Source organism: Bacillus sp. SRB_331, from assembly GCF_003264175.1.
GTDB classification, from domain to species: Bacteria; Bacillota; Bacilli; order Bacillales; family Bacillaceae_G; genus Bacillus_A; species Bacillus_A mycoides.
Window position 1 is genome coordinate 23,319 of record NZ_NADV01000052.1, and the last position, 23,200, is coordinate 46,518.

Genomic DNA, 23,200 nt, shown 5'->3' on the forward strand with positions numbered 1-23,200 from the left:
AAGTTGGTGAGCTATAGTGAATAGTGTATTGAAAAATCGTTCATTCTTTTTTATGTGGATTGGCAGTGCAATTTCAGAATTAGGTGGGGCTTTCGGAACGTTATGTAATTCAATTCTTGTTTATGAATTAACAGGATCAAAAACAGCATTAAGTAGCATGTGGTTACTATATTTTATCCCGTCACTCATACTGCAACTTATAAGCGGGCCATATATTGATAAATGGAGCAGAAAGTGGATTATGATTTTTTCGCAATGGATGCGGGCCTCTGTTTTCTTACTGCCTTTAGTCATGTTAGTTACTAGTAGTATAGAAGTTTGGCACGTGTATGTCGTTCAAATTATAATTGGGCTCATTACACCGCTGTATACACCTGCAAGTCAAGCAATTACACCGAGCATTGTAAGTAAAGAGCAGCTTCAAGATGCAAATGCGTATATAGATGGAATGACTCGTCTTATGATGTTTCTAGCGCCAGTATTAGGTGGTATCGTCATTCATTTTATTGGAATGAAGCTTACATTATTTTTTGTGTGCGTTTGTCTATTTATAAGTGGAGGATTATTACTTTTCATTACAGAAAAGAGGATAAAGCAAGAACTTCGAAAAACGTGGCTAGAGCAGTTTCTTCACGGCTTTACATACTTTTTCACAAAAACAGTTATCGTTTGGCTTGGTATCTTTCTAACATTCGTTCAATTTGGAGTAGGAGTAACGATGGTTACGAATCTTCCTTATATTAAAGACGAACTATCGGCAGGGTATGCTGAATACGGTTATTTTATGGCAGGATTTCCACTTGGCTATGTAGTTGGTTCCATGTTAGTTGGGAAAGTGAAGTATAGAAGCCGTAGATTACTTATGCTTGGAGGATTATTCGTAGGGGGCCTTACTTACATTTCACTAGGTTTAAATAATAGTATTATTATTGCGATTGTAATCGAGGTAATTGCTGGTATATGTATTGCATTTTTCAATGTTCATAACACGACGATATGCCAACAAACTGTCCCAAGTAATATGATAGGAAAAGTATTTTCAGTGCGATTATTTTTCATACGATCGGCAATGCCATTAGGTGTGTTATTAGGGGGAATACTGAGTGAAATGTGGGGAGTGAGAGTACTATACTTTATCATTGGTTCGATTATATGTGTTACTTCTTTAATAGGAATATTGCTTCCGTATTTCAAATTTTTAGATGAGGCGATTGAGGAGAAGTCAGCATAATTATAAAGATTTGAAACTTTATAATTGAAAATAATTATCATAATCAATTATAATAGAAGAATACTAGTATTCGTATTACAAAGAGGGAGTGGAATATATGTTTATCGAAACGAAGACATTTACAGTAAAAGAAGGTACATCAGATATAGTTGTAGAGCGTTTCACAGGAGAAGGAATTATTGAAAAATTTGAAGGATTCATCGACTTAAGTGTTCTCGTTAAAAAAGTAAGACGCGGAGACGAAGAAGTTGTAGTTATGATTCGGTGGGAATCGGAAGAAGCATGGAAGAACTGGGAAACGAGTGAAGAGCACTTAGCTGGACATAGAGCGGGCCGCGGTAAGCCAAAACCAGATCATATCATTAAGGTTGAGCACGGAGTTTATTATGTGAAATCATCGAAATCGGCTTATCAACAGTCGTAAAAATACATTTGTTTAATTATATTCTTTCGAATAAATAACCATCTATCTGCTTACTGATAGATGGTTATTTATATTGAATAAAGAGAATGATTCGCCTGTGATGTAAGAAGAATTAACGGACAGGTTAAAACTAGAAATGTTAAAATATAAACTCGATCAGTGAGTAAGATTAGGAGGGACAATAATGGTTCAATCGATAGTTCATATTGCATTAGTAGTAAAAGACTATGACGAGGCAATAGAGTTTTATACAAAGAAACTAAATTTCACATTAGTTGAAGATAGTTATCAGCCAGAAGAAAACAAACGGTGGGTAGTGGTATCTCCTCCAGGTTCAGTCGGCACAACAATATTACTAGCCAGGGCATCTAAACCTGAGCAAGAGCCCTTTATTGGTAACCAATCAGGCGGTAGAGTATTTCTTTTCTTAAATACTGACGATTTTTGGAGAGATTATAATGAAATGATTTCAAGAGGAATAGAATTTGTGAGAGAGCCGAAAGAGCAATCATACGGAATTGTTGCAGTATTTAAGGACTTATACGGGAATTTATGGGATCTACTGCAACTAAAAGATGATCACCCAATTGCACAAAGAATTAATAGAAAGCAATTTGACTAGGCATTTTACAAGTATGTGAAAATAAAATAGAGCTCGGCATGTAACAATTAGCAGTGTGTATAATGGAAATGTATGAGAAAAAATATAATTCAATATCGTTTAAAAGGTGTTTGCTTATTTTAGAAACTGAGAAATATCGATCTATTCTTATAAGAATAAATCGATAACTTGGAGGATAGAAATGATAGAGAATCTTTCATTTATTACATATGAAAACCATAAAGAGTTAGTACATAAAATTCTAAATGAACATATAGCTAGAAATGAAATAAGTGGATTAATGCTTATCGGATCTGTCGCAAGAGGCGATGCATATCCTGAATCCGATTTGGACTTTTATATTCTTTTAGAGGGCGGACAAAAGAAGAAATTTCATTCAGAAACTAGAAAAGGTATTCTAGTTGAATACAAGTATGATGATTTTAATCAAATACAAGTAAACTTTAAAAAGAATCCGATGGAACTATATTCTTTTTTAGAAGGTAAAATTTTATTTGATAGTTACAGTGAGTTAAAAAGGTTAAAGGAAATAGCTCAACATACATATGAAAATTATTCTGTTTCTAGTGATAAAGTAAAAGGCATTTCTCATTGGTTACATAGTTCGCTTATTAAAATTCAGGCTGCTTTGAAAGCAAAAGATGAGTTAAAAGCTTCATACATAGTTCACACATCAATGTGGACATTGCTAGAGGGAATATGGGCTATTAATAACAGACCAACACCTCCAGCTGGATCTGCTTTAAGGTATATTCAAGCATTATCTATTAAACCGACTAATTTTGATGATTTACTTAATAAAGTGTTTTTAGGAGATACGACAGAGCGAATCTCTTCAGCAATTTCCTTGATTGAGTGGGTTTTAACCAATTTGGAGAATAAACAATAGGGCTACTACGATTCTCAATTTTTATCAGTAAAGTGATATTCCGTGTCGAATTGTTCATATAATTTCATTCATTGTATTCCAAATGTTGCATTTTAAAAAAGTTCTAGACTATAGGGGAAAGTATTAGGCTATTAAAAATAGTCTAATACTTTCCCCTTGAATATTTAAGTGTTATTAATATGAGTATATATACCCTCTGCTTAAAAGGAGATGAGTGAATGAAGTTGAATCATTTAAATCTATGTGTTGATGATTTATCAGAAGCTAGACATTTCTTTGAAACATTTTTTGATTTTCAATTTTTGAAGCAAAAGGGAAAGGCACTTGTAGTAATGAGTGATGAGAGTGGATTTATACTTGTGCTAAGTGATCCAAAAGCATTTAAGGGGAATAAGGAAGTTATGTATCCTGAAGCTTTTCATATTGGTTTTTTAGTGGAAACTTCAAGTGAAGTTGATCAATCATATAATCGTTTAGTAGCTGGTGGCATTGAAATAGACAAGAAACCGTATTCAATGAGAGGTAGTAGTTATGGTTTTTATTTTACAATGTTTAATGGATTGTTAATTGAAGTATCTTGCCTTGACTATAGAGATGGTAAGAAAGTCTCAAAACTGAATGGCACTCATCAAGAATAATTCTTTGAAGGTGTATATATAGCCCCTTATCCAGTTTGGAAAGGGGCTTGATCATTTTATTCGCTTATTTAATGGAACACCAAAGTAAAAAATAAGCATCTTTTAGTCAAAAGCCCGATTGATTAAAGTTTCACTTTATTAATCTAATCGAATTTCAAATTCAAGCATAGCTTGATCTTTAATAAATGGCATACTTTGTTCTTTAAATAATAAGCTAATTCCAGAGAGATTATTAGGAAGAGTAGGGGAAACTACAAATTGGTAGCTCACATGTCCATCTGTTCCAGTCCATCCTTCTGCCCAGCAATCGTATGTATCATTTATCGATAATTCAACAAGGCTATGTGTATTATTCTCATTAAGTGTATTGTTTTTTTGATCCCATTCCTTATATAAATTAATTACACTAGCGTTAGAATATTGACGAATAAAGGTTACAGTATACACAGTTTCTTTATGTTCATAAGTTTTTAAAACGGGTATATGTTTTTTAAACTTAGTCGGTTCGACGCGAGGTTTAAACTCATCTTCGTCCATCATAGATGAGAATAATGAATTTAAATAATCGGGATATAACCCGTTCTGCTTTGCCCAATTAGAAATGGCTTCATCTGGTGGGAAACCCGGATTCCCATTCGAAAGTTCTTTCCGTTCTTTTAATAAAGAGCAAATTTTTTCATCAATAGAAGATAAGCGTTCATCATAATGATCAGTAGGGCGTTCAAAAGGTATTCGGTTCATAATCATTCCTCCTTTTCTTATATTTTAACAGAAAATAACAGACTACAATATTACATAGTCTGCTATTTTTATTCCGTAAAACCCCAACTGGTTATAGTTTTACTTTATTTTAATTTTTTACTTCTTCATATAATTGTAATGCTTCTTTTACTCTTAATCCATTTTTCACAATACCATGAATTGCTTGAATCATCGCAGCTGGATGTTCGGATTGCCATATGTTTCGGCCCATGTCTACTCCGATTGCGCCTTCTTGCAGCGCATTGTAAGTAATGTTTAATGCGTCTTCGATTGAATCAAGTTTTGGTCCTCCCGCGATTACGACTGGAGCAGGGCATGTGCTTGTGATTTTTTCGAATCCTTCGCAGTAGTACGTTTTAATAATATCAGCTCCCATTTCAACACATACGCGGGAGGCGAGTGCTAGAAAGCGAGCTTCACGTTTTTGTAGTTCTTTCGCAACGGCGGTAATACCGAGTACTGGCAGGCCGTAATCGTGAGCTTCAGAGACTACGTTTGCGAGATTTGAAACAGTTTGTGTTTCATAGTCTGATCCAACAAAGACAGAAACGCCGACGCCAATTGCGTTTTGTTTTACTGCTTCTTTCACAGGTGTAACAATTGTTTCATTCGCTAAATCTTTGCCTACTACAGTTGCCCCGCCTGATACACGCATAACCATCGGTGTGTTGCAGTTTTCAGGAATACAGGAACTTAATACGCCTCGTGTTAAAAAGAGGGAATCAGTATATGGAAGTAAGTTTTTAACTGTTTCTAACGGTTGTTCAAGTCCGTGAATTGGCCCTAAAAAGTAGCCGTGATCTATCGCTAACATAACCGCTCTGCCGTCAGGTAAAATTGTGTTTAATCGATTTTTAAATCCCCAAGTCATTAGGAATCACTCCTTCGTTAATGTTGGATTTTCAGTTTGTACAGTATCTTTATTTGGTAAATGTGGTGACTTTATAAAAACAGCTTTAAAAGGCTTATCAGAATGGTTAATAAGATAATGGGATTCATGAGGTCGAACTTGCAAGACATCCCCTTGTTTGATCGGAACTCTCTCGTTATTCACATAGAAATCTATTTCGCCTTCTAACGCATAGAAGACTTCTTCGCACGTTGTATGATAGTGATTTTGAAACTCTTGCCCAGGCTGAATCACGACTAGGCCAAGATCGATATTTGGACCTTGTATTAAATATTTAGGCCCGTTATCACCGAAGCGATAGGAGAAATCATTTTCATTCGCTTTTAACATACATTTCACTCCTTTATGTAATGTGTTACAGAGCACCGGGTGCAATCCACATATGTGAGGTGAGCCCTTTATCGGCTAAAGCGAGCTGACTGTTATACACAGTTTTCCATGTTTCATAGAATTCCTTATATAGTTCATGATTTTCAGTGACTGGCTCAAATGTGTTTTCCCACTGTACAAACTGTTCGGCAGTCGCTGCCATAGATGAATATATGCCAGCACCAACCCCAGCAGCAATTGCAGTTCCTAAAGCTGCCGCTTCTTTTACAACTGGTACTTTCACTGGGATTCCAAGAACGTCTGAAAGAATTTGCGGCCAAAGTTTTCCTTTAGCAGCGCCGCCAGCAAAAATCACTTCAGAAGGAAATTTACCTGTGAGAGCCTCTATTAATTTCAAGTTGCCGAATGTAACGAAGGCGGCATTTTCTTCTATTGCCCGGAACATTTCTTTCTTCCCACATTTATCAGCATCTAAGCTCAAATTTAAAAAGGATGGTGCAGCATGTCGCCAAGAAATATAATTCATTACATTTGAAAAAGTGGGGATGATGCCATGTGAGCCTACAGGAACTTCTTTCGCTTGTTCTTCTAGTAATTCATAAGCATCTACACCGAGTTTTTCAGCGAGCCGTTTTTCTTCATGGCAAAAGGCATCTCGAAACCACCTCATAACAAGGCCAGGGAAGAAAGCGATTGTTTCGTATTGCCATAGGTTAGGAACGACATGGCAATTTACGCGAAGTGCCGCATTTGGATCAGTTTCTGGTTTTGTTATATTTACTTCTTGTTGCCAAAAACTGCCCCCGCATATAAATGTTTGTTCAGGTTTTACAACTCCAGTTCCAAGCGATGCCATTTGTGCATCTCCGCCGCCAGCAACGACCGGTGTTCCTTCATGTAATCCTGTTAACTCAGCACTTCGTTTTGTGATATTCCCGATAACTGTACCAGCTTCATTTACTTTTGGAGAAAAGGCTAGAGTAAGACCGCATTGCTCAGCAACCCAGTTATCCCAAGCTCTATTTTGTAAATCGAATATACCGGACGTACATCCGTTTGAAGGATCAATTTGTAGTACGCCGCACAATTTATATAAAATCCAATCGTTTAACATCGTGAAAGAATGAATGCTCCTGTACACGTCTGGTTCATGTTTTTTAATCCAAAGTAAGCGAGGTAAAGCACCTAATGAAAAAGTTTGACCGGATTTTTTATATAAATCCTTTTCAATTTCGGAACGAACTTGTTTTAGTTCACTAACTTCCGCTGACGCACGGCCATCAACATTTGCACAAGCCCATATTTCCTGCCCGTTTTTATCGTATAAAACAAAGCCTTCACGCATACTCGTTGCACTAATACCTTTAATAGAAGAGGAGGACGTATTACTTTTTTGAAGAACCTCTTTCGTACATTGTTGAACGAGCTGCCAGTTTTCAGTTACATCAAAATTCATAGAACCAGGGTAACGACTATCTGATTTATGAATCCATTCTTTTTGACTAACAGCAAGTTGATTACCGTTTAAATCAAAAAGAACTGCTCGAATGCTCCCTGTACCAGCGTCGTAAGCTAATAGAGTAGACATTAAGAGTCACCTTCCTTTCTTAATAAGGAGAGGGCAGTTTCTTCATCGGTAATTAATGTATGAATGAACTTTCCTTTTAAGGCGCCATAAATTGCAGCTATCTTTTCCGTACCGCCAGCTACACCAACGACATGTTTCATATTTTGAAGAACAGAGAGTGGTGTGCCGATAAGACGGTTATGATGGGGAAGTTCTAATTGTTTTCCGTCAGTATTATAAAATTGCCCTAAAATATCTCCGGCCCCGTTTTGACTACGTATATAAGTCATTTCACGTAGTGTTAATTTTTCTTCTTTCACAATTGTGGCGTCTTGAGATAAACCACCAATGCCAACTACTGCTGTATGAGCGAGTGAAGCGACGTGAAGCATATCTTTCACGCTCGGTTCAGATAGAATAATTTGTGTCATTTCGTTTGTAGATGTAAGAAAAGGGGTAGGAATAATATGAAGATCGCCTTGCATGTAGTTTAAATAGCTTTGATTTCTTGGAATATAGTGATTTACGCCTCCTGTAAGAGTAACGATTGAAAGATTCATAGAGCTATCAAAATGAATGTTTTCTAGCATTTTACTTATCGTCTCTCCCCAGCCAATCCCAAGTAAATCCCCTTGTTGCAATTGAGTTTCTAAATATTGTGCGGCAGCTTTTCCAAGTGAAAATGCATAATCCTCAGTTGGAGTTGGAATAACGAAAGCATCTTTTAGATGGAATTTTTTTATAAGGTCACGTTCGATACTTAAACAGTGTAAACCAGTACCTTTTATGTGAAATGTGACGACACCTTCCGTCCGTGCTTTATCTAACAACCGAACGACTTTATTTCTTGAAATGTGAAGAAGTGAAGCAATTTCTTGCTGGGTTAATTGATCTTTATAATAGTACCAAGCTACTTTTGTTAACAAATTGTCTTCAAAGTTCAGCTGTGACATGCTCTTCATCCCTTTCAACAATTGACCACTGCTTAAACATATGTGCTCGTTATTTTGTTTATTCCAGTTGAGGCGATAAATAGCCCAGTGAAAAAAGTGTTCTAGATATGAAAAAAGAAATATACAATGCTACAAAACAAGTAGAACAAAAAATCATTTTCTCAAAAAATGTTCTGCATAAAGGCAGGTGACAACATGTGGAGAGCGTGCCCTTATTACAAGTTACAAAGATGAGTAAATCATTTGCAGATCAACTCGTATTAAAAGAAGTCAATTTACAATTAGAGCGTGGAGATATATACGCTTTAGTTGGAGGAAATGGTGCCGGGAAATCAACGTTAATGAAAATATTAACGGGTTTGTATTCATACGATGCTGGCAAAATGTATGTGAAGGGGGAAATACAAAAGTTTTCAAACACAGCAGAGGCGCATCAACATGGTATTTACTTAATACCACAAGAGCCGCTCATCTTTCCTCATATGACAATTGAAGAGAACATTTGTATCGGAATGAAAGCGAAAAAGAAAGAGCTTCGAAATAAAATTAAAAAGTTGCTAGAAGACTTAGGGTGGAACATTCAACTTCGTGAGCTAGGGGTATCGTTATCCATCGCCCAGCAACAATTAGTAGAAATATTGAGGGGATTAATAAGAGAAGCTGAGATTCTTATTTTAGATGAGCCAACATCGACATTAACAACTCACGAAATTAAGAGTCTTTTTGTGTTGATGAAAAGTTTAAGAGAAAAAGGAATTGGCATGATTTATATTACGCATCGTTTTCCAGAAATCTTTGAAATTGCGAATAAATTAGCAATTTTACGTGACGGAATGATTGTAAGTCAAGGTGATGTATCAAGGTATACATATGACATGCTAATGGAGGGGTTATTACCGAAAGGATATAAATTTGAGGAGAAAAAAGAGATCATACAAGAGGAAACAGAGCATGCGGAAAAACTATTAGATGTCACGAATGCGTCAAGCTATGCGTTTCAAAATGTATCATTTACTGTACACGCTGGAGAAGTTGTTGGGATTGCTGGGATCGTTGGATCAGGTAGGACTGAACTAGCTGAATCGTTATGTGGATTAAAGCCTTTGAAATCAGGTTCTGTTTTATTAGATGGGAAATCCATTACAAAGTATTCGGTACATAAGCGAATAAAGGAAGGTATGGTGTATGTACCGGAGGATCGAGCAGGGAATGGTATTTTTTCAATTGCGTCTGTTAAGGAAAATATAACATCTGCATCTTTAAACAGTATGAGTAGCTTCTTTTTAAATAGCAAAAAAGAAAGCGCTTTATCCGAATTGTATATAAAACAGTTTAGAATTGTTGTCCCTCATATGAATGAAGAGCTGACGTCTTTATCAGGTGGGAACCAACAGAAGGTCGTGCTAGCGAAATATCTTGCATGTAATCCGAAAGTGATTATTCTTGATGAACCGACCCGTGGTATTGATGCGAAAGCAAGATTAGAAGTATACGAAACGATACAAAGTTTGAAGAGAAAGGGACTTGCGCTCATATTAATTTCTTCAGATATGGAAGAAATCGCTCAATTAGCGAATCGTGTTTATGTGATGAGAAACGGAGGATTCGTCTCTCATTTGGAGAAGAAGGAAATTTGTATTGATGAAGTTACACGCCTTGCGTACGGAGGAAAGGGAGGTGTAACGGAGTGAACCGTTTATTTAAAATGCATGAGACGTCTATTATTATTTTATTACTTCTTTACATAGCCTTCGTTGGAGTAATGAATCCTAGTTTTGTTCAGTTTAGCTCTTTATCTTTAATTATGAAATCAAGCGTTATTTTAGTTATTTTGGCAATTGGTCAATCTTTCGTATTGTTTACGAAAAATATAGATGTATCAGTAGGATCTATTATGGGATTAAGCGCTGCGGTTTGCGGGATGTTGTTAACAGATGGATACAGTGCCTTTATTTCAATATTTGCGGCAATTATACTTGGTGCTCTTATTGGTATGGTAAATGGAATTGGCGTTACGAAATTTCGAGTGCCAGCTATCATTATGACATTAGGAATGCTCGGTATTATTAGAGGTGCAATGTTACTATTCACAGGCGGAAAGTGGATTGAAGATATTCCGAATGAGTATAAACAAATTTCTTCTATTATGATGTTAGGCATTCCGGTAACGGTATGGACCGTTCTTATCATATTACTACTACTATATTTCTTTTTAATGAAAGTACAAATTGGAAGATATTTTTATGCTGTCGGTGATAATGAAGATGGTGCAAGGCTTATTGGAATACATGTAGATAAAGTGAAAATATACGCGTTTATCATATCAGGCATAAGCGCTGGGCTCGCTGGATGTATATTCGTAATGAATATTGGATTCGTTCCAAATCAAACAGGTACAGGGATAGAATTGCAAGTTATCGCCGCTGCTGTTTTAGGTGGTATACATTTAAAAGGAGGAACAGGTTCTATATTTGGAGCGGCATTAGGTGCATTTTTTTTAGAAGTGATAAGCAGTTCACTCGTCTTTTTAAAAATACCTGCATTTTGGAATAGTGCTATTTCAGGATTTTTACTTTTACTCATCATCATATTAGATAGTGTCTTAAAAAAATGGAAGAAACTCCGGCAACTAGAAGAAAGAAGGGTGAATCTATGAGGGGAATACGTAGCTTGTATAGATGGGAAGGGGTTCTTCTCATATTGCTTCTCGTAGAGCTCATTCTCTTTAGTTTCATAAATAGTGATTTCTTAAACATTAGTAACCTCCTTTTTAGTATGAACGATTTCCTCATTATTTCAATCGCGGCTATTCCGATGACATTTGTCATTGTAACTGGTGGAATTGATGTATCAGTAGGATCTATTATGGGGCTTACTTCGATTCTTATCGGAGCACTTTGGATGAATGGCATGCCTATACTGTTTGCCGTTATCATTGCGCTCGTAATAAGTTGCATAGCGGGCGGATTAAATGGACTTATTATAAAAATGACAGATGTAGAACCTCTTGTCGTTACACTTGGAACGATGTTTTTATATGCAGGAATCGCCCTTGTTATTTCAGGTGGTTCGGGTGCAGCGGGCTATGAAGGAATAAGTGGTTTACCAGATTCGTATGTACAAATGGCAAATGGTAGTTTTATCGGTATACCTAATCTATTATGGCTCCTTGTCATTTTAACGATAGTATTTACGATATTGTTTCACCGTACAACATATGGTCGCTACGCAAAATTAACTGGCGCAAATGAAAGTACGGCGAGATATTCCGGCATTCGAACGAAGAAAGTAGTGATTATTGCTTACGTACTTTCTGGGTTAGGAGGTGGATTAGGAGGAGCTTTCTTAACAGCGTATTTCGGTTCAGCTCGTGCAGATATTGGAAGTGAAACGATTTTGCCAGTAATTACGGCAGTTGTATTAGGCGGCACACTTATTACAGGCGGAAAAGGGAGTATTATTGGGACAGTACTAGCGAGTATTTTTATAGGACTCATGCAGTACGGTTTACAAATGACGGGCTTAACGAATGAACAATCTAATGTAGTAATAGGTATTATCCTTATTGTTTCTGTTATTATGAGACATTTCAAATTACAACGATTCACTACGGGGAAAAGAAGGAATTTGCATAAGGGGGAAATGTCATGAAGAGAAAACTGGGGATTGTTATTATTATGTGTATTTGTTTAATCGGTTTAATTGCTTGTTCTAGCCAAACAGCGGACAAGAAAAAAGCAGATGATGTGAAATTTGCATTCATTCCGAAATTAACGGGAGTTGGCTTCTTTACATCAGGCGGTGAAGGTGCAAAAGAGATGGGAGATAAGTTAGGTGTACAAGTGAAATATGATGGACCTTCTGAAGCGAGCGTATCAGGGCAAGTAAAATATATAAACAATTTTATTAATCAAAACTACGATGCAATTATGGTTTCATCTACGTCAGTTGATGGTCTCTCGCAATCATTACAACGTGCAAAGAAAAAGGGGATGACCGTATTAACGTGGGATTCTGATGTGAATCCGAAAGACCGTTCGTTTTATATTAGCCAAGGTACACCAGACCAACTAGCAAAGTTATTAATAGAAATGACATCTAAGCAAATTGGAGATAAAGGGAAGGTCGCATTCTTTTATTCAAGCCCGACTGTAACAGATCAAAATCAATGGGTAACGAAGGCGAAAGAGATTATTAAAGAGAAATATCCGAATTGGGAAATTGTAACGACGCAATACGGTGAAAATAATGCGCAAAAATCTTTATCGGTAGGGGAGAGTATTTTAAAAACGTATCCAGATATTAACGCAGTAATATGTCCAGATGCAACAGCACTACCAGCAATGGCGCAAGCAGCTGAGAATTTGAAAATGGATAAGAAAGTAGTCGTAACGGGATTTTCGACACCGAACGTTATGCGTGATTATGTAAAAAGAGGAACAGTACAACAATTCGGTTTATGGGATGTAAAACAACAAGGTGCCCTCGCAACGTATGTTGCAAATGAAATTGTTGTAAAAGGGAAGAAGTTAAACGTCGGGGATAGCTTTGAAGTAAAAGGAATCGGAAAAGTGAAAGTAGAACCAAACTCAATTCAAGGGTATGACTATGAGGTAGAAGGAAACGGTATTATCGTACTTCCTGAACGAGTTGTATTTACGAAGGATAATATTGATAAGTATAATTTCTAGTAGAAAATAAAAACGTCCGAATATATCGGACGTTTTTATTATGTCGTTTTTTTAGTCTATTCATTAATTGTGAACAGCTTCTTTTTCATTTAACCCAAGTGTGCGTCCTGTTGAAGCGTGAAGCTCTTGGAACAGTCTTGGATTTTCCGTAAGTGACACGCCGTAAGAAGGGACCATTTCTTTTATCTTTGGCTCCCATTCTAGTATACGTTCTGGGAAGCATTTTTCTAATACTTCAAGCATAACGTGAACCGCAGTAGAAGCACCTGGAGAAGCACCAAGTAACGCAGCGATTGATCCGTCATTTGCACTAACAACTTCTGTACCAAATTGAAGTGTTCCTTTACCACCTGCATCAGTATCTTTAATTACCTGCACACGTTGTCCAGCAACGACAGTATCCCAATCTTCACTTTTAGCGTTCGGAATAAACTCACGTAATTCTTCCATACGCTTTTCATGTGATAACATAACTTGTTGGATTAAGTATTTTGTTAATCCCATTTCTTTTACACCGGCTGCTAACATCGTTAAGACGTTATTCGGTTTTACAGAACCAATTAAATCAAGGTTTGAGCCAGTTTTTAAGAATTTAGGTGAGAAGCCTGCAAATGGTCCAAACAGTAAAGCTTTTTTATTGTCTATATATCTCGTATCAAGGTGAGGTACAGACATTGGTGGAGCACCAACTTTAGCTTTTCCGTATACTTTTGCATGATGCTGCTCTACAATTTTTTGGTTTTTACATACCATAAATAGTCCACTTACTGGGAATCCTCCAATATGTTTTGACTCAGGAATACCAGTCTTTTGAAGTAGAGGTAGACTACCGCCACCGCCGCCGATAAAGACGAATTTTGCAGTATGATGTTCGATTTTGCCACTATTCATATCATGTACTTTTACTTCCCACAAACCATTCTTCGTGCGTTTAATATTTTCAACACTATGTTTGTAGTTTAGCTCAACATTTTTAGTTTTTAAGTAATCAAATAACATGCGCGTTAACGCACCGAAGTTAACATCTGTTCCAGAGTCAATTTTCGTTGCAGCCATAGGTTCATTAGAATTACGACCTTCCATAATGAGTGGAAGCCATTTTTTTAATGTGTCAGGTGCATCAGAAAATTCCATTCCTTGGAATAGAGCGTTTTTTGAAAGCGCTTCAAAACGTTTTTTTAGAAACTCTACATTTTTTTCCCCTTGCACCAAACTCATATGAGGTAGTGGCATAATAAAATCTTGTGGATTACGAATTAAGTTTCTTTTTACAAGATAAGCCCAAAATTGTCTTGAAAGTTGAAATTGCTCATTTACTTTTACAGCTTTACCAATATCTATAGACCCGTCAGATTTTTCGGATGTATAGTTAAGCTCACATAGCGCAGAATGTCCTGTACCAGCATTATTCCATTCGTTAGAACTTTCTTCTCCGGCATTAGCGAGTTTTTCAAATACTTTAATTTCCCATTCAGGTGCCAATTCTTTAAGTAATGATCCTAACGTTGCGCTCATAATTCCTGCGCCAATTAAGATAACGTCTGTTTTTTGCTGCATGTTGCTCATGATAATCTCTCCATCCCCTATATTGGCAAAAAAGAGTAGGTGTTTTTATATCTAAGCCGTAAAAAGAAAACACCGCCTAGGCCCCACCTAGGTACTTACCTTTTTTGTCTCAATTATATAACCATCTCATAGTCTATTATAATAATTAATAGACTAAAATATCTAGTGTTATCTGATAATTTTAAACTATTTAACGTTTTATTTCATAGAATTCTTCTGTCATAAGGGTAAAAAGCATAGTAGTAAAGCGGGATTTGGAGAAGAATTCCAGTTTGATGTTATGTCAAAAAAACTTCTATTTTTATGTTTTATCTTTGTAAACTAGTAAAATTCTATTTTCGTGACATCTAATTTGAAAAAATAGAGTAAATAACAAATAAATGATAAGAATATTCTGAAAATAATTAAGGAGGGATACCAATGCTTACAAAAGAACAAGTCGCAAACTTATTTCGAAACTTTTCTGTGAATGAATGTAAAGGATCTAGTGACTTATACGAATATTTATCAATAAAAATTTCTGAAGATGAGGAAGTTCTTACGTTAGCTTCCTACGCACAACCTGGTCAACCAGTCCCAAACTTATTATTAGGTGCAGTCCATTATTTATTGTTAAAAGGAAAAGAGCACAGTTTAAAAAACTATTATCAAAGTTTAGTTGAAAATGCTGATATAAATTTTGAAAATGCCTTTTACCAATTTAAAGATTTTTGCCATGTATATCGAGAAGAAATTATCTCTTTATTACAAACGAAACTTGTTCAAACGAATGAAGTAAGACGATGTGCCTATTTATATCCAAGTTTCTGTTACATATTTAATAAAGTGAACAAACCATTGGCGTTAATAGAAATTGGTACAAGTGCGGGATTACAACTATTTTGGGATCAATATCGTTATTCATATGGAACGGAAGAAATGTATGGAAATAGAAAATCAAATGTTCATTTACAATCAGAAATAAAAGGGGAGAAGAAGCCCTCCTTTTTAAAACAAAGTCCACCTGTTATGGAAAGAATCGGACTAGATTTACATGTGAATAATTTAAATGATGAAGAAGATTATTTATGGTTACGCGCGCTTATTTGGCCAGAACATAAAGAAAGACTTGAACTATTCGATCAAGCAGCAACGCTTGTAAAAGAAAAATCAGTACAATTAATTGAAGGGGACGGTGTAGCACTTTTTCCAGCCATTGCAAATCAAATAAGGGAAGATGCTGTAATCTGCATTTTCCATACACACGTCGCAAATCAAATACCTGAAAATGTAAAACATAAGCTAGAAAAACAAATTAAAGAAATAGGTGCAAAACGTGATGTATTCCACCTATATAACAACATGTGGGACCGGGACCTTCATATTGATTATTATATTAACGGAAACGAATATTGTGAAACGGTTGGGGAAACGGAAGGGCATGGGAGATGGTTTACTTGGGGGCTTGGGGATAAGCCGCTTTATTAATGTAATCCTATATAGGATGGGGACATTTTGTTTTAAAATTAATTTTTTTGATTAATATGATAATAATTTATGATAAGTTGTATATAAGGATAAAATAAAAAGGATGATGAGCATGCAAAAGAGACCAGAAGCAAATGAATATAACCCGTATTATTCAACGTACATAAACTTAATACCAGATGGAGATATCATACATATTCTAGAGCAACAAATGAAGGAAACGAATCTTTTATTGAAGGATATTTCTGATAGTGAGGGACATTTTAGATATGCTCCTAATAAATGGAGTATAAAAGAAGTAATCGGTCATATTGCGGATACTGAACGTATTATGGCGTATCGATTGCTTTCCATAGCAAGAGGCGAGACAGCAGAACTTCCTGGATATAACGATGATATGTATGTTCTTAGAGCAGCTTTTGATAAGCAATCTATGCAAGATCTTCTTGAGAATTTAACAGTTGTTCGCCAATCTACTATGCATTTGCTTAAAAGTTTAGATAAAGAAGCTTGGTTACAAAGGGGAATTGCGAACAATTCTGAAGTCACGGTTCTTGCATTAGCAAACATTATTGCTGGTCATGAGCTTCATCATCGTCAACTTGTAAAAGAACGTTATTTGGGTTCTAAGGTATATCCAGCATGTTAAAATATGGAAATAAAAAGAGAATGATTCATAAGGAATTTCTGAATTATTCTCTTTTTATTTTTCTGCGTATCAGTGGAATTATAAATGTTTTTTTACAAGGTCTATTCCTTCTCGTTGATGCTAATAGGGGGCACTATACATGCCCATCAAGTTAAGAGTGGGTATTGGGGTTTGTGTAGCAATGAAACCAAATCACGCAATAAGCATTAGCGAACATTAGAAATAGTAAAAATGCCACTTTTTCCTGTTAAAACGGGGTGATTTTAAATTTCAAATTCTTCTTTTACAACAGTCGCTAGTCCATCAATTGATTTACGTAAATCTGTTTCCCCTTGTGCGAGATATACTTTTTCTATTGTGATTTCTGACGGCTTATTTATTAGTAAATTCATCAGGAGTCCAAGTAGCGATTTCATTACCAGGTGCAGCAACTACTAGCCAATCCTCAAATTGGACCCCAGCTTGCCAGCATTCATAATAGTCATGAAAACCATTTACAAACATGATTTGCCCGTTCTCAAATGTTATAAATAAATGCGGAGATTCATTAGCAAGTTGTATGTTTGTAACTTTTTGTCTTCTTACATCAAAAATTCTCTTATATTCTTCCTCCTCAGTATAATCGTCAAATTCATCCTCATTAGAAGGGTACTTTTCTGGTGGAGTATTAAATAAAAACCATTTCGATTCGATGTTGATATATAATTGCCCATCATAATCAACTGCAGCTTCAAAATTTGTAAAATGAATTTTTATAGTTGTTGGAGAAATACCAAATTGCAATCCATCAACTTGTGCTCCTATGAAGAGATGTTTTAATACATTTTCAGCATAAAGTTTGTCTTCTTTGTTCATTATACGAATCCTCCTTTCTGTAAAATATATAGTATATTTTCATTGTAATAAATAAATTTTTATGTAAAATGAACCTTTTGTGAGAAACGGGCGAATATAGTGTGAAAGCTCATGAGAGGGGAACGTAATTTTGGATGAAGTAGAATTAAAAGAATGGCTGTATAAAATGGAGTCTGGGAACCAAGAAGCCTTTCGAGTTATTTATAAATTAACAAGTAAAGATATTTATAGACAGTAGTATTTTTATTAGGGAATCAAAAGCAAGATGTCAAAATTGATGAATGTACAGCTTGTTAAATAGTTCAATATTTTTGATTTTTCTCTGACTGCATAAGTATGATGTTTGTAGGAGGGGATCATATGAGTATACACAAAAAAATCATAGCGATTTCAGGAAGTATTAGGGAAGAATCATCCAACACAAACATATTAAAAACTTTAGCAGCATTTATTCCAGAAGGTATAGATTACACTATTTATAATGGGATAGAGGAACTACCTCATTTTAATCCGGATGTAGATCGAGTTGGAGCACCGGTTGTTGTTGAAGAATTTCGAAAGACATTAAGTGAAGCACATGCACTTATTATTTGTACACCAGAGTATGCAAAAAGTATTCCAGGAGTTTTGAAGAATGCTTTAGAATGGCTTGTTTCATCAGCGGAACTTTATAAAAAGCCAGTGGCTATTATAACAGCTTCACCATCAATTGCGGGAGGGGATAAAGCCCATGAATCTTTATTACTTACACTAGGTATGCTAGATACAATTGTCGTTCAAAATGGCTCGTTATTAATCCCATCTGTGCGAACTAAATTTAGTGATGATGCAAAAGTAACAGATGAGGATACCAAGAAAGCTCTTATCTCTTTAATTCAAAGTGTAGTAGATGAAATAAGGGAATAATGATTTGTTTTATAAAAAAGGCAATACTACTGGTAGTTTAAACGTAGTATTGCCTTTTCATTTCATTTCATTTCATTTTGTTTTGTTTTGTTTTGTTTGAAATTTTGTACTAACGATTAGGCAATCATGTCACCTATTTTAAGGTTTAGACAAAATATATATTAATTTAGGCTCTGGCTCGCGTCTTTTTTCGTCTTGGTCAAATAAATAACTAAGCTCAAGATTATTACGAGGAAGATTACGCTTGTTCCTACCGTACCGAGACCAAGGCCACCGGAATCGTGAGGCTGTGATAAATAATCGCCAAAAGAGGCGCCGAAAGGACGAGTTAAAATATAAGCGATCCAAAAGGCCAACACTGCATTTAATTTGAAGCGGTAGTAAGCGACGGTTACAGCCCCAATTAATGCAGCAAATATGAGCGCTGAAATCCAGTAACCTAAGTTGAGACTCTCTGCTACGAGATCACCAGCTGCAGTACCTAAGGCGAAGGTGAACAGAATAGCCAACCAGTAGAATGCTTCTCGCTTTGTTGTGTAAATAGAGTGAATGGACAGTGTCTTCTCACTCACATACCAAGCAGCAAAAGTTGCCATTAGGGCAAGGGTGAAAACGATGGTGGTCGTCTCTAGAGCGACCCCGAAGTTGTCCGTAAGATTGTCGGTGACCAGGGTGCCAACAACACTAATCAGCAAGACAGTGAGCCAGTAAATCCCTGGAACATACTTCTTCAGCCTAAACTGGAAGAACAGTGTGATGAGCAAGAGAGCACTCATAACAAAGGTCGTTTTAGTCAAGCCAAAGTTCAGGTTTGTATTCAAGAAGTCTGCGCCTGTTTCGCCCACTGTAGTTGCCATGATTTTGATAATCCAGAAGAAAATCGTGACTTCTGGAACTTTGTTCAGCATCTGCCAGCCTCGTGATGAAACGGAAGCGACTTCATCAGAAATGGATGGATTTTCTCTATTCTTATCCTGATCCTTCTCATAATAGTTCATGTAGGATTCCTCCTTATTAGTTTTTTATGGCCAGCGCCAATTTATATACAGAGTGTAACTAATAAGAATGAGATTCAGATGAAATTCGGATGAAAAAATCATTAAAATAAGATGAAAAAAAGAAATTTCTAAAGTGTCTTTTTTATTTAACAAATACAGTTAAAAAATTATATCCTTTTTTTGTTCGCGACATTGAAAATACAGCAAAATTGACACTCTTCATTTGATATCCTAAGTTGGTGACTAATTGGTTAAGTTTTTTGTATTTAGGGGGACATTAAGAATATCTTATGTATTTCTCATCATATTTTCATATTTTTTTAGTAGAGTATACCTTGTATCCTACAAGGAAAGAGGAAGAAGACTATGCATGTACTACATTTTTTAAGTGAATATATAAAGCACCCAAGAACTGTAGGAGCAGTATTGTCAAGTTCTAAGCAACTTGCAAAACAAATGGTAGCCCCTATAAATTTTGAACAAGCAAAATGCATTATTGAGTATGGACCAGGAACTGGAGTGTTTACGGAACAGCTCATTCAACATAAACATAATGAAACGTTATTATTAATCATTGAGAATAACGCACAGTTTTACCGTATACTTCAAGAGCGATATTCACACATGGAAAATGTGTACATTATTCATGACTCTGCCGAATATACGGAAAAGTATGTTCAACAATATAAAATTACCCAAGTGGATTATATTATTTCAGGATTGCCATTTACCAGTTTATCCCTTGATACCTCTACAAAGATATTACAGGTAACAAAAGAAGTATTAGGAGAAGAAGGGAAATTTATTACTTTCCAATATACACGCTTTAAACAACAATTTTTTCGTTCATTTTTTGCAAATATTGAGGTGAAGAAAATAAACTGGAATATTCCACCGGCTTTCGTGTTCACTTGCTTTATGTAAGGTGATGGGAAGGTGCGAAACCAAATCACTACCATGCAAAAGAAACGAATTATTTCCAACATAAAAAACGAACGATTTTTTCTGTGAAAGTTACAGAAAGAATCGTTCATTTTTTGCTAGAAATATAAACTATAAATTTCATTTTAGACTATTAAAAGGGCGGAATACTTTGCGGAAAGTTGAAAACATTTTTCGGGTCATATTTAGCCTTTACTTTCATTAACCGATCAAAGTTACAGCTGTAGTAAGCATCTGGCCAATCTTTAATGGAGAGGTTGGGTGTATTAACGTAAACACCTTTTGTGAATGGGGGCATCACATTTTTGTATAGTTAAATATATTTACTCAAAATCTCCCCAGGTAATCCATCAATCTCACAAACTACATCTGATGTAAAACCAACGTTTATTAATATTTTTCGAGAGGGGATATTATTTGGATCGATAATTGCCTTTAGTACGTTTACATCTGTCTGCTTCGCTATTTCAATTAATTCTCTTGCAATATAACTACCATATCTTTTTCCCCAGTGCTCTGGCAAAATCATATACCCAATTTCAGCTTCTTTTACATTATCTTCATTCACTGTTACATGTCCAAGGCCGATAAATTCATTTGTTGCACTGTCATAAACTTTATAAGACCCAAACAGTTTATGCTTTTCATTGCGCCTTAACAATTTTTCATAGTCGTTTTGTGCCTCTTCTAGCGGAATAGCACGCTCTGTAATTTGTGCCATCACTCTTTCATTTGATACGAGCTGGAAATATGGACTAAAATCTGTTGCTTCAAATTTTTTGAAATGCAGTTTATGCATAGGGTTCCTCCAAACGAATTTTTATTTGTTCTTCAGAAAAGATAAACGATAGTTAAATAGTGATCTCTATTTGATTGCCTTCCGGATCACTAATTACACTTTCATAATAGCCATCTCCAGTGAAACGTGGTCCATTTAATAAAGGAGAACCAGCTTCTTTTAACGTTTTTGTTAGTTCATTTACACGTTCTTCACTTCCAACTGAGAATGCCATATGTGCATAACCAGTAATATTAAGGTTAGGCTCATTTTCTATACCTTTTTTACGCATAAGTTCAAGCCTTGCTCCAGATTCGAACGTAATAAAATAAGATTCAAATTGCTTTGCTTCGTTATGATATAAAGAGTTTGCTTTACCATTAAAGTACTTTGTATAGAAAGTACGCATTAATTCTAAATCATTTACCCAAATTGCTATATGTTCGATTTTCATTCGTTTCACCAATCCTATCTTTATGTAAATTTAAAAATATGTACTCTGTAATAATTAGAGAAATTCAACAACACTAATTAGATGTTCACTTTATTAAATTTGCATGCATATTGCAAGAAATAAGAATGGACGTTAGGAAAAAGCGGATTGTAATGAAAAAATTTTATTAATGGTATTAGATAATTTTTAAGTCATAACATGCATACAATGTCTAATTAAGTGAATTACGTACGTCAAAATTTCAAATAAGGAGGGACATTTGTGGGGCAATTTGAACAAATGGTGATTGTCGGTATTTCCATGTCTTTTATACTATCTATGATGATATTAGGGTCTACATATTATAATCCTCGCCTTTGGTTAAATGATTATCCGAAAGATATTCAAAAAGTAGTTTTGCCAAAATCGATAAATGAAAAAAGGCAAACATTTTATTTCGGAATTATTTACAATATTATTCTCTTCGGTACACCTTTTGTTTCTACATATATACTACATCACCATGAAAAATTATTGTATATTGAGGCTTATTTACATACTTTTGGCATTTTAATGATTTTCAATTTAGTAGATTTACTTATAATTGATTGGCTTATATTTTGCTGGATTACTCCAAGATTTGTTGTTATTCCTAGTACTGAGGGAATGAAAGGATATAAAGACTATAAGTTTCACTTAAGAGGTGCAATAGCTGGAACGCCATTTTTAGCAATTGTAAGTTTATTTTTGGCAGGAATTGCGACAACTATCTAGTGTGAAGTAGAAGGTCATGAAGAGTTTATAGAAAATAAGTAGATTTATAATGTATAGAATTAGAAATGAAAATTTGATAATATTGGAGTAGAAAGTTTTAAAAACAGTATATTAAGTGCTATTAATATACTGTTACAAATGTTTTGATACTCTGTGGAATTCCCTAATTTTATGGAAGGATTTCATAGAATTCAAAAAAATGTAATGGAGGCTATTATGAAAAAAATAATTGGCGCAGCAACAGCAACAGTTCTTGGATTGGGGGCTTTTACCACATCTGCTATCGCAGAAACTATCGTAACAGCGGATGTACTTAACGTACGTGAAAAGCCAACTACGGAATCAAAAATTGTCGAAAAAGTAAAAGAAGGACAAAAGTTAAAGGTCATACATACTGAAGAAGGATGGCCAAAAATTGATTTAAATGGTAAAGAATTGTTTGTAAGTTCGGAGTATACAAAAGATATTTATCATGTAACAGCAAACCTATTAAATGTACGTACTGAAGCAAACACAGAATCAGAAATTCTTGGCAGACTGAAACAAGATGATGTAATTGAATCAACACATCAAGTAAAAGATGGATGGCTGCAATTTGAGTATAAAGGAAAAACAGCTTATGCAAATGTTTCTTTCCTATCAAGTACAGCACCAATTGAAAAGAAAGCTGAAGAGAAAACGAAGCGAGTAGCGAAAGTACAAAAAGCAGTTAAAGCAAAGGAAGAAGTAAAAACGCAGAAAGAAGCAAAAGTACAAGAAATAGCAAAAGCGAAAGAAACAACAAAAGAGCAGAAAGAAACGAAAGCAGAAGAAAT

At 35.4% G+C, this 23,200-nt stretch carries 26 protein-coding genes and 2 pseudogenes; 16 read left to right on the plus strand and 12 right to left on the minus strand.

Going from position 1 to position 23,200, the window contains the following annotated elements; genetic code table 11:
- Positions 1 to 16: 16 nt before the first annotated feature.
- The 5 genes from B5P42_RS28295 to B5P42_RS28315 all read left to right on the plus strand — a co-directional run bounded on the left by B5P42_RS28295 (position 17) and on the right by B5P42_RS28315 (position 3,804).
- The gene (locus tag B5P42_RS28295; RefSeq protein ID WP_113735800.1) at positions 17 to 1,231 is read left to right on the plus strand and encodes an MFS transporter; all 1,215 of its coding nucleotides are present in this window, start codon (positions 17 to 19) and stop codon (positions 1,229 to 1,231) included.
- 97 nt (positions 1,232 to 1,328) lie between these two features.
- Complete coding sequence (hmoA, locus tag B5P42_RS28300) at positions 1,329 to 1,655, plus strand: heme-degrading monooxygenase HmoA (protein ID WP_002084853.1); 327 nt, start codon at positions 1,329 to 1,331, stop codon at positions 1,653 to 1,655.
- A gap of 184 nt (positions 1,656 to 1,839) precedes the next feature.
- Positions 1,840 to 2,277: a VOC family protein gene (locus B5P42_RS28305; RefSeq protein WP_113735801.1), complete on the plus strand. Its 438-nt coding sequence runs from the start codon at positions 1,840 to 1,842 to the stop codon at positions 2,275 to 2,277.
- A 181-nt stretch (positions 2,278 to 2,458) separates the two neighbouring features.
- Entirely contained in the window at positions 2,459 to 3,166 is a 708-nt protein-coding gene (locus tag B5P42_RS28310; protein WP_113735802.1) for a nucleotidyltransferase family protein, read from the plus strand.
- Positions 3,167 to 3,384: 218 nt separating this feature from the next.
- Positions 3,385 to 3,804 carry a VOC family protein gene (locus tag B5P42_RS28315; RefSeq protein ID WP_113735803.1) on the plus strand — a complete coding sequence of 140 codons (420 nt, stop codon included), beginning with the start codon at positions 3,385 to 3,387 and terminating at the stop codon, positions 3,802 to 3,804.
- A 138-nt stretch (positions 3,805 to 3,942) separates the two neighbouring features.
- On the opposite strand, the gene B5P42_RS28320 is transcribed toward B5P42_RS28315, so the two are convergent.
- The 5 genes from B5P42_RS28320 to B5P42_RS28340 form a co-directional block, all read right to left on the minus strand.
- A complete protein-coding gene (locus tag B5P42_RS28320; protein WP_181458843.1) occupies positions 3,943 to 4,545 on the minus strand; it encodes a chorismate mutase in 603 nt (200 codons plus the stop codon).
- Between the two features lie 109 nt (positions 4,546 to 4,654).
- Complete coding sequence (gene lsrF, locus B5P42_RS28325) at positions 4,655 to 5,437, minus strand: 3-hydroxy-5-phosphonooxypentane-2,4-dione thiolase (RefSeq protein WP_113735805.1); 783 nt, start codon at positions 5,435 to 5,437, stop codon at positions 4,655 to 4,657.
- Between the two features lie 6 nt (positions 5,438 to 5,443).
- Positions 5,444 to 5,806, minus strand: a complete 363-nt coding sequence (locus B5P42_RS28330) for a cupin domain-containing protein (RefSeq protein WP_000909986.1) — start codon at positions 5,804 to 5,806, stop codon at positions 5,444 to 5,446.
- A gap of 25 nt (positions 5,807 to 5,831) precedes the next feature.
- Positions 5,832 to 7,394 carry an autoinducer-2 kinase gene (lsrK, locus tag B5P42_RS28335; protein ID WP_113735806.1) on the minus strand — a complete coding sequence of 521 codons (1,563 nt, stop codon included), beginning with the start codon at positions 7,392 to 7,394 and terminating at the stop codon, positions 5,832 to 5,834.
- Complete coding sequence (locus B5P42_RS28340; RefSeq protein ID WP_113735807.1) at positions 7,394 to 8,326, minus strand: sugar-binding transcriptional regulator; 933 nt, start codon at positions 8,324 to 8,326, stop codon at positions 7,394 to 7,396. The genes lsrK and B5P42_RS28340 overlap by 1 nt, the downstream gene beginning before the upstream one ends.
- A gap of 197 nt (positions 8,327 to 8,523) precedes the next feature.
- On the opposite strand from B5P42_RS28340, the gene B5P42_RS28345 reads away from it, so the two are divergent.
- From B5P42_RS28345 to lsrB, 4 genes are read left to right on the plus strand one after another with little or no spacing between them, the layout of a single operon-like run.
- On the plus strand, positions 8,524 to 10,017 hold the full coding sequence (locus tag B5P42_RS28345; RefSeq protein ID WP_113735808.1) for a sugar ABC transporter ATP-binding protein: 1,494 nt from the start codon (positions 8,524 to 8,526) through the stop codon (positions 10,015 to 10,017).
- Positions 10,014 to 10,982 carry an ABC transporter permease subunit gene (locus B5P42_RS28350; RefSeq protein WP_113735809.1) on the plus strand — a complete coding sequence of 323 codons (969 nt, stop codon included), beginning with the start codon at positions 10,014 to 10,016 and terminating at the stop codon, positions 10,980 to 10,982. Before B5P42_RS28345 ends, B5P42_RS28350 begins: the two co-directional genes overlap by 4 nt.
- Positions 10,979 to 11,977, plus strand: a complete 999-nt coding sequence (locus B5P42_RS28355; protein WP_113735810.1) for an ABC transporter permease — start codon at positions 10,979 to 10,981, stop codon at positions 11,975 to 11,977. Before B5P42_RS28350 ends, B5P42_RS28355 begins: the two co-directional genes overlap by 4 nt.
- Positions 11,974 to 13,017: an autoinducer 2 ABC transporter substrate-binding protein LsrB gene (lsrB, locus tag B5P42_RS28360; protein WP_113735811.1), complete on the plus strand. Its 1,044-nt coding sequence runs from the start codon at positions 11,974 to 11,976 to the stop codon at positions 13,015 to 13,017. The genes B5P42_RS28355 and lsrB overlap by 4 nt, the downstream gene beginning before the upstream one ends.
- Positions 13,018 to 13,080: 63 nt before the next feature.
- Here the strand turns inward: lsrB and B5P42_RS28365 are convergent, their stop codons facing one another.
- Positions 13,081 to 14,583 (minus strand): malate:quinone oxidoreductase, encoded by a 1,503-nt coding sequence (locus B5P42_RS28365; protein WP_044438243.1) that lies wholly within the window; start codon positions 14,581 to 14,583, stop codon positions 13,081 to 13,083.
- 420 nt (positions 14,584 to 15,003) lie between these two features.
- On the opposite strand from B5P42_RS28365, the gene B5P42_RS28370 reads away from it, so the two are divergent.
- Both B5P42_RS28370 and B5P42_RS28375 read left to right on the plus strand, forming a co-directional pair.
- Entirely contained in the window at positions 15,004 to 16,050 is a 1,047-nt protein-coding gene (locus B5P42_RS28370; protein ID WP_113735812.1) for a DUF2332 domain-containing protein, read from the plus strand.
- Positions 16,051 to 16,162: 112 nt separating this feature from the next.
- Complete coding sequence (locus B5P42_RS28375) at positions 16,163 to 16,699, plus strand: DinB family protein (protein ID WP_113735813.1); 537 nt, start codon at positions 16,163 to 16,165, stop codon at positions 16,697 to 16,699.
- Between the two features lie 263 nt (positions 16,700 to 16,962).
- Here the strand turns inward: B5P42_RS28375 and tnpB are convergent, their stop codons facing one another.
- A complete protein-coding gene (gene tnpB / locus B5P42_RS28380) occupies positions 16,963 to 17,091 on the minus strand; it encodes an IS66 family insertion sequence element accessory protein TnpB (protein ID WP_002127887.1) in 129 nt (42 codons plus the stop codon).
- Positions 17,072 to 17,554, minus strand: a complete 483-nt coding sequence (locus B5P42_RS28385; RefSeq protein ID WP_113735815.1) for a hypothetical protein — start codon at positions 17,552 to 17,554, stop codon at positions 17,072 to 17,074. The genes tnpB and B5P42_RS28385 overlap by 20 nt, the downstream gene beginning before the upstream one ends.
- Before the next feature lie 130 nt (positions 17,555 to 17,684).
- Between B5P42_RS28385 and B5P42_RS28390 the strand changes: the two are divergent.
- A pseudogene (locus B5P42_RS28390) lies at positions 17,685 to 17,824 on the plus strand (sigma-70 family RNA polymerase sigma factor); the annotation flags it as partial.
- A 90-nt stretch (positions 17,825 to 17,914) separates the two neighbouring features.
- Positions 17,915 to 18,460 (plus strand): NADPH-dependent FMN reductase, encoded by a 546-nt coding sequence (locus B5P42_RS28395; RefSeq protein ID WP_113735816.1) that lies wholly within the window; start codon positions 17,915 to 17,917, stop codon positions 18,458 to 18,460.
- 161 nt (positions 18,461 to 18,621) lie between these two features.
- Here the strand turns inward: B5P42_RS28395 and B5P42_RS28400 are convergent, their stop codons facing one another.
- Complete coding sequence (locus B5P42_RS28400; protein WP_113735817.1) at positions 18,622 to 19,458, minus strand: COG4705 family protein; 837 nt, start codon at positions 19,456 to 19,458, stop codon at positions 18,622 to 18,624.
- A 366-nt stretch (positions 19,459 to 19,824) separates the two neighbouring features.
- Between B5P42_RS28400 and B5P42_RS28405 the strand changes: the two genes are divergently transcribed.
- Complete coding sequence (locus tag B5P42_RS28405) at positions 19,825 to 20,382, plus strand: class I SAM-dependent methyltransferase (RefSeq protein ID WP_113735818.1); 558 nt, start codon at positions 19,825 to 19,827, stop codon at positions 20,380 to 20,382.
- A 151-nt stretch (positions 20,383 to 20,533) separates the two neighbouring features.
- On the opposite strand, the pseudogene B5P42_RS28410 reads toward B5P42_RS28405, so the two are convergent.
- From B5P42_RS28410 to B5P42_RS28420, 3 genes and pseudogenes are all read right to left on the minus strand, one after another.
- A pseudogene (locus B5P42_RS28410) lies at positions 20,534 to 20,698 on the minus strand (BBE domain-containing protein); the annotation flags it as partial.
- Positions 20,699 to 20,713: 15 nt separating this feature from the next.
- Positions 20,714 to 21,199, minus strand: coding sequence for a GNAT family N-acetyltransferase (locus B5P42_RS28415; RefSeq protein WP_113735819.1), 486 nt, complete (start codon positions 21,197 to 21,199; stop codon positions 20,714 to 20,716).
- 52 nt (positions 21,200 to 21,251) lie between these two features.
- Positions 21,252 to 21,632, minus strand: coding sequence for a VOC family protein (locus tag B5P42_RS28420; protein WP_113735820.1), 381 nt, complete (start codon positions 21,630 to 21,632; stop codon positions 21,252 to 21,254).
- Between the two features lie 261 nt (positions 21,633 to 21,893).
- On the opposite strand from B5P42_RS28420, the gene B5P42_RS28425 reads away from it, so the two are divergent.
- Positions 21,894 to 22,385, plus strand: a complete 492-nt coding sequence (locus B5P42_RS28425; protein ID WP_113735821.1) for a nitroreductase — start codon at positions 21,894 to 21,896, stop codon at positions 22,383 to 22,385.
- A 216-nt stretch (positions 22,386 to 22,601) separates the two neighbouring features.
- On the plus strand, positions 22,602 to 23,200 hold a 599-nt coding region (locus B5P42_RS28430; protein WP_142674064.1), incomplete at its 3' end, for an SH3 domain-containing protein.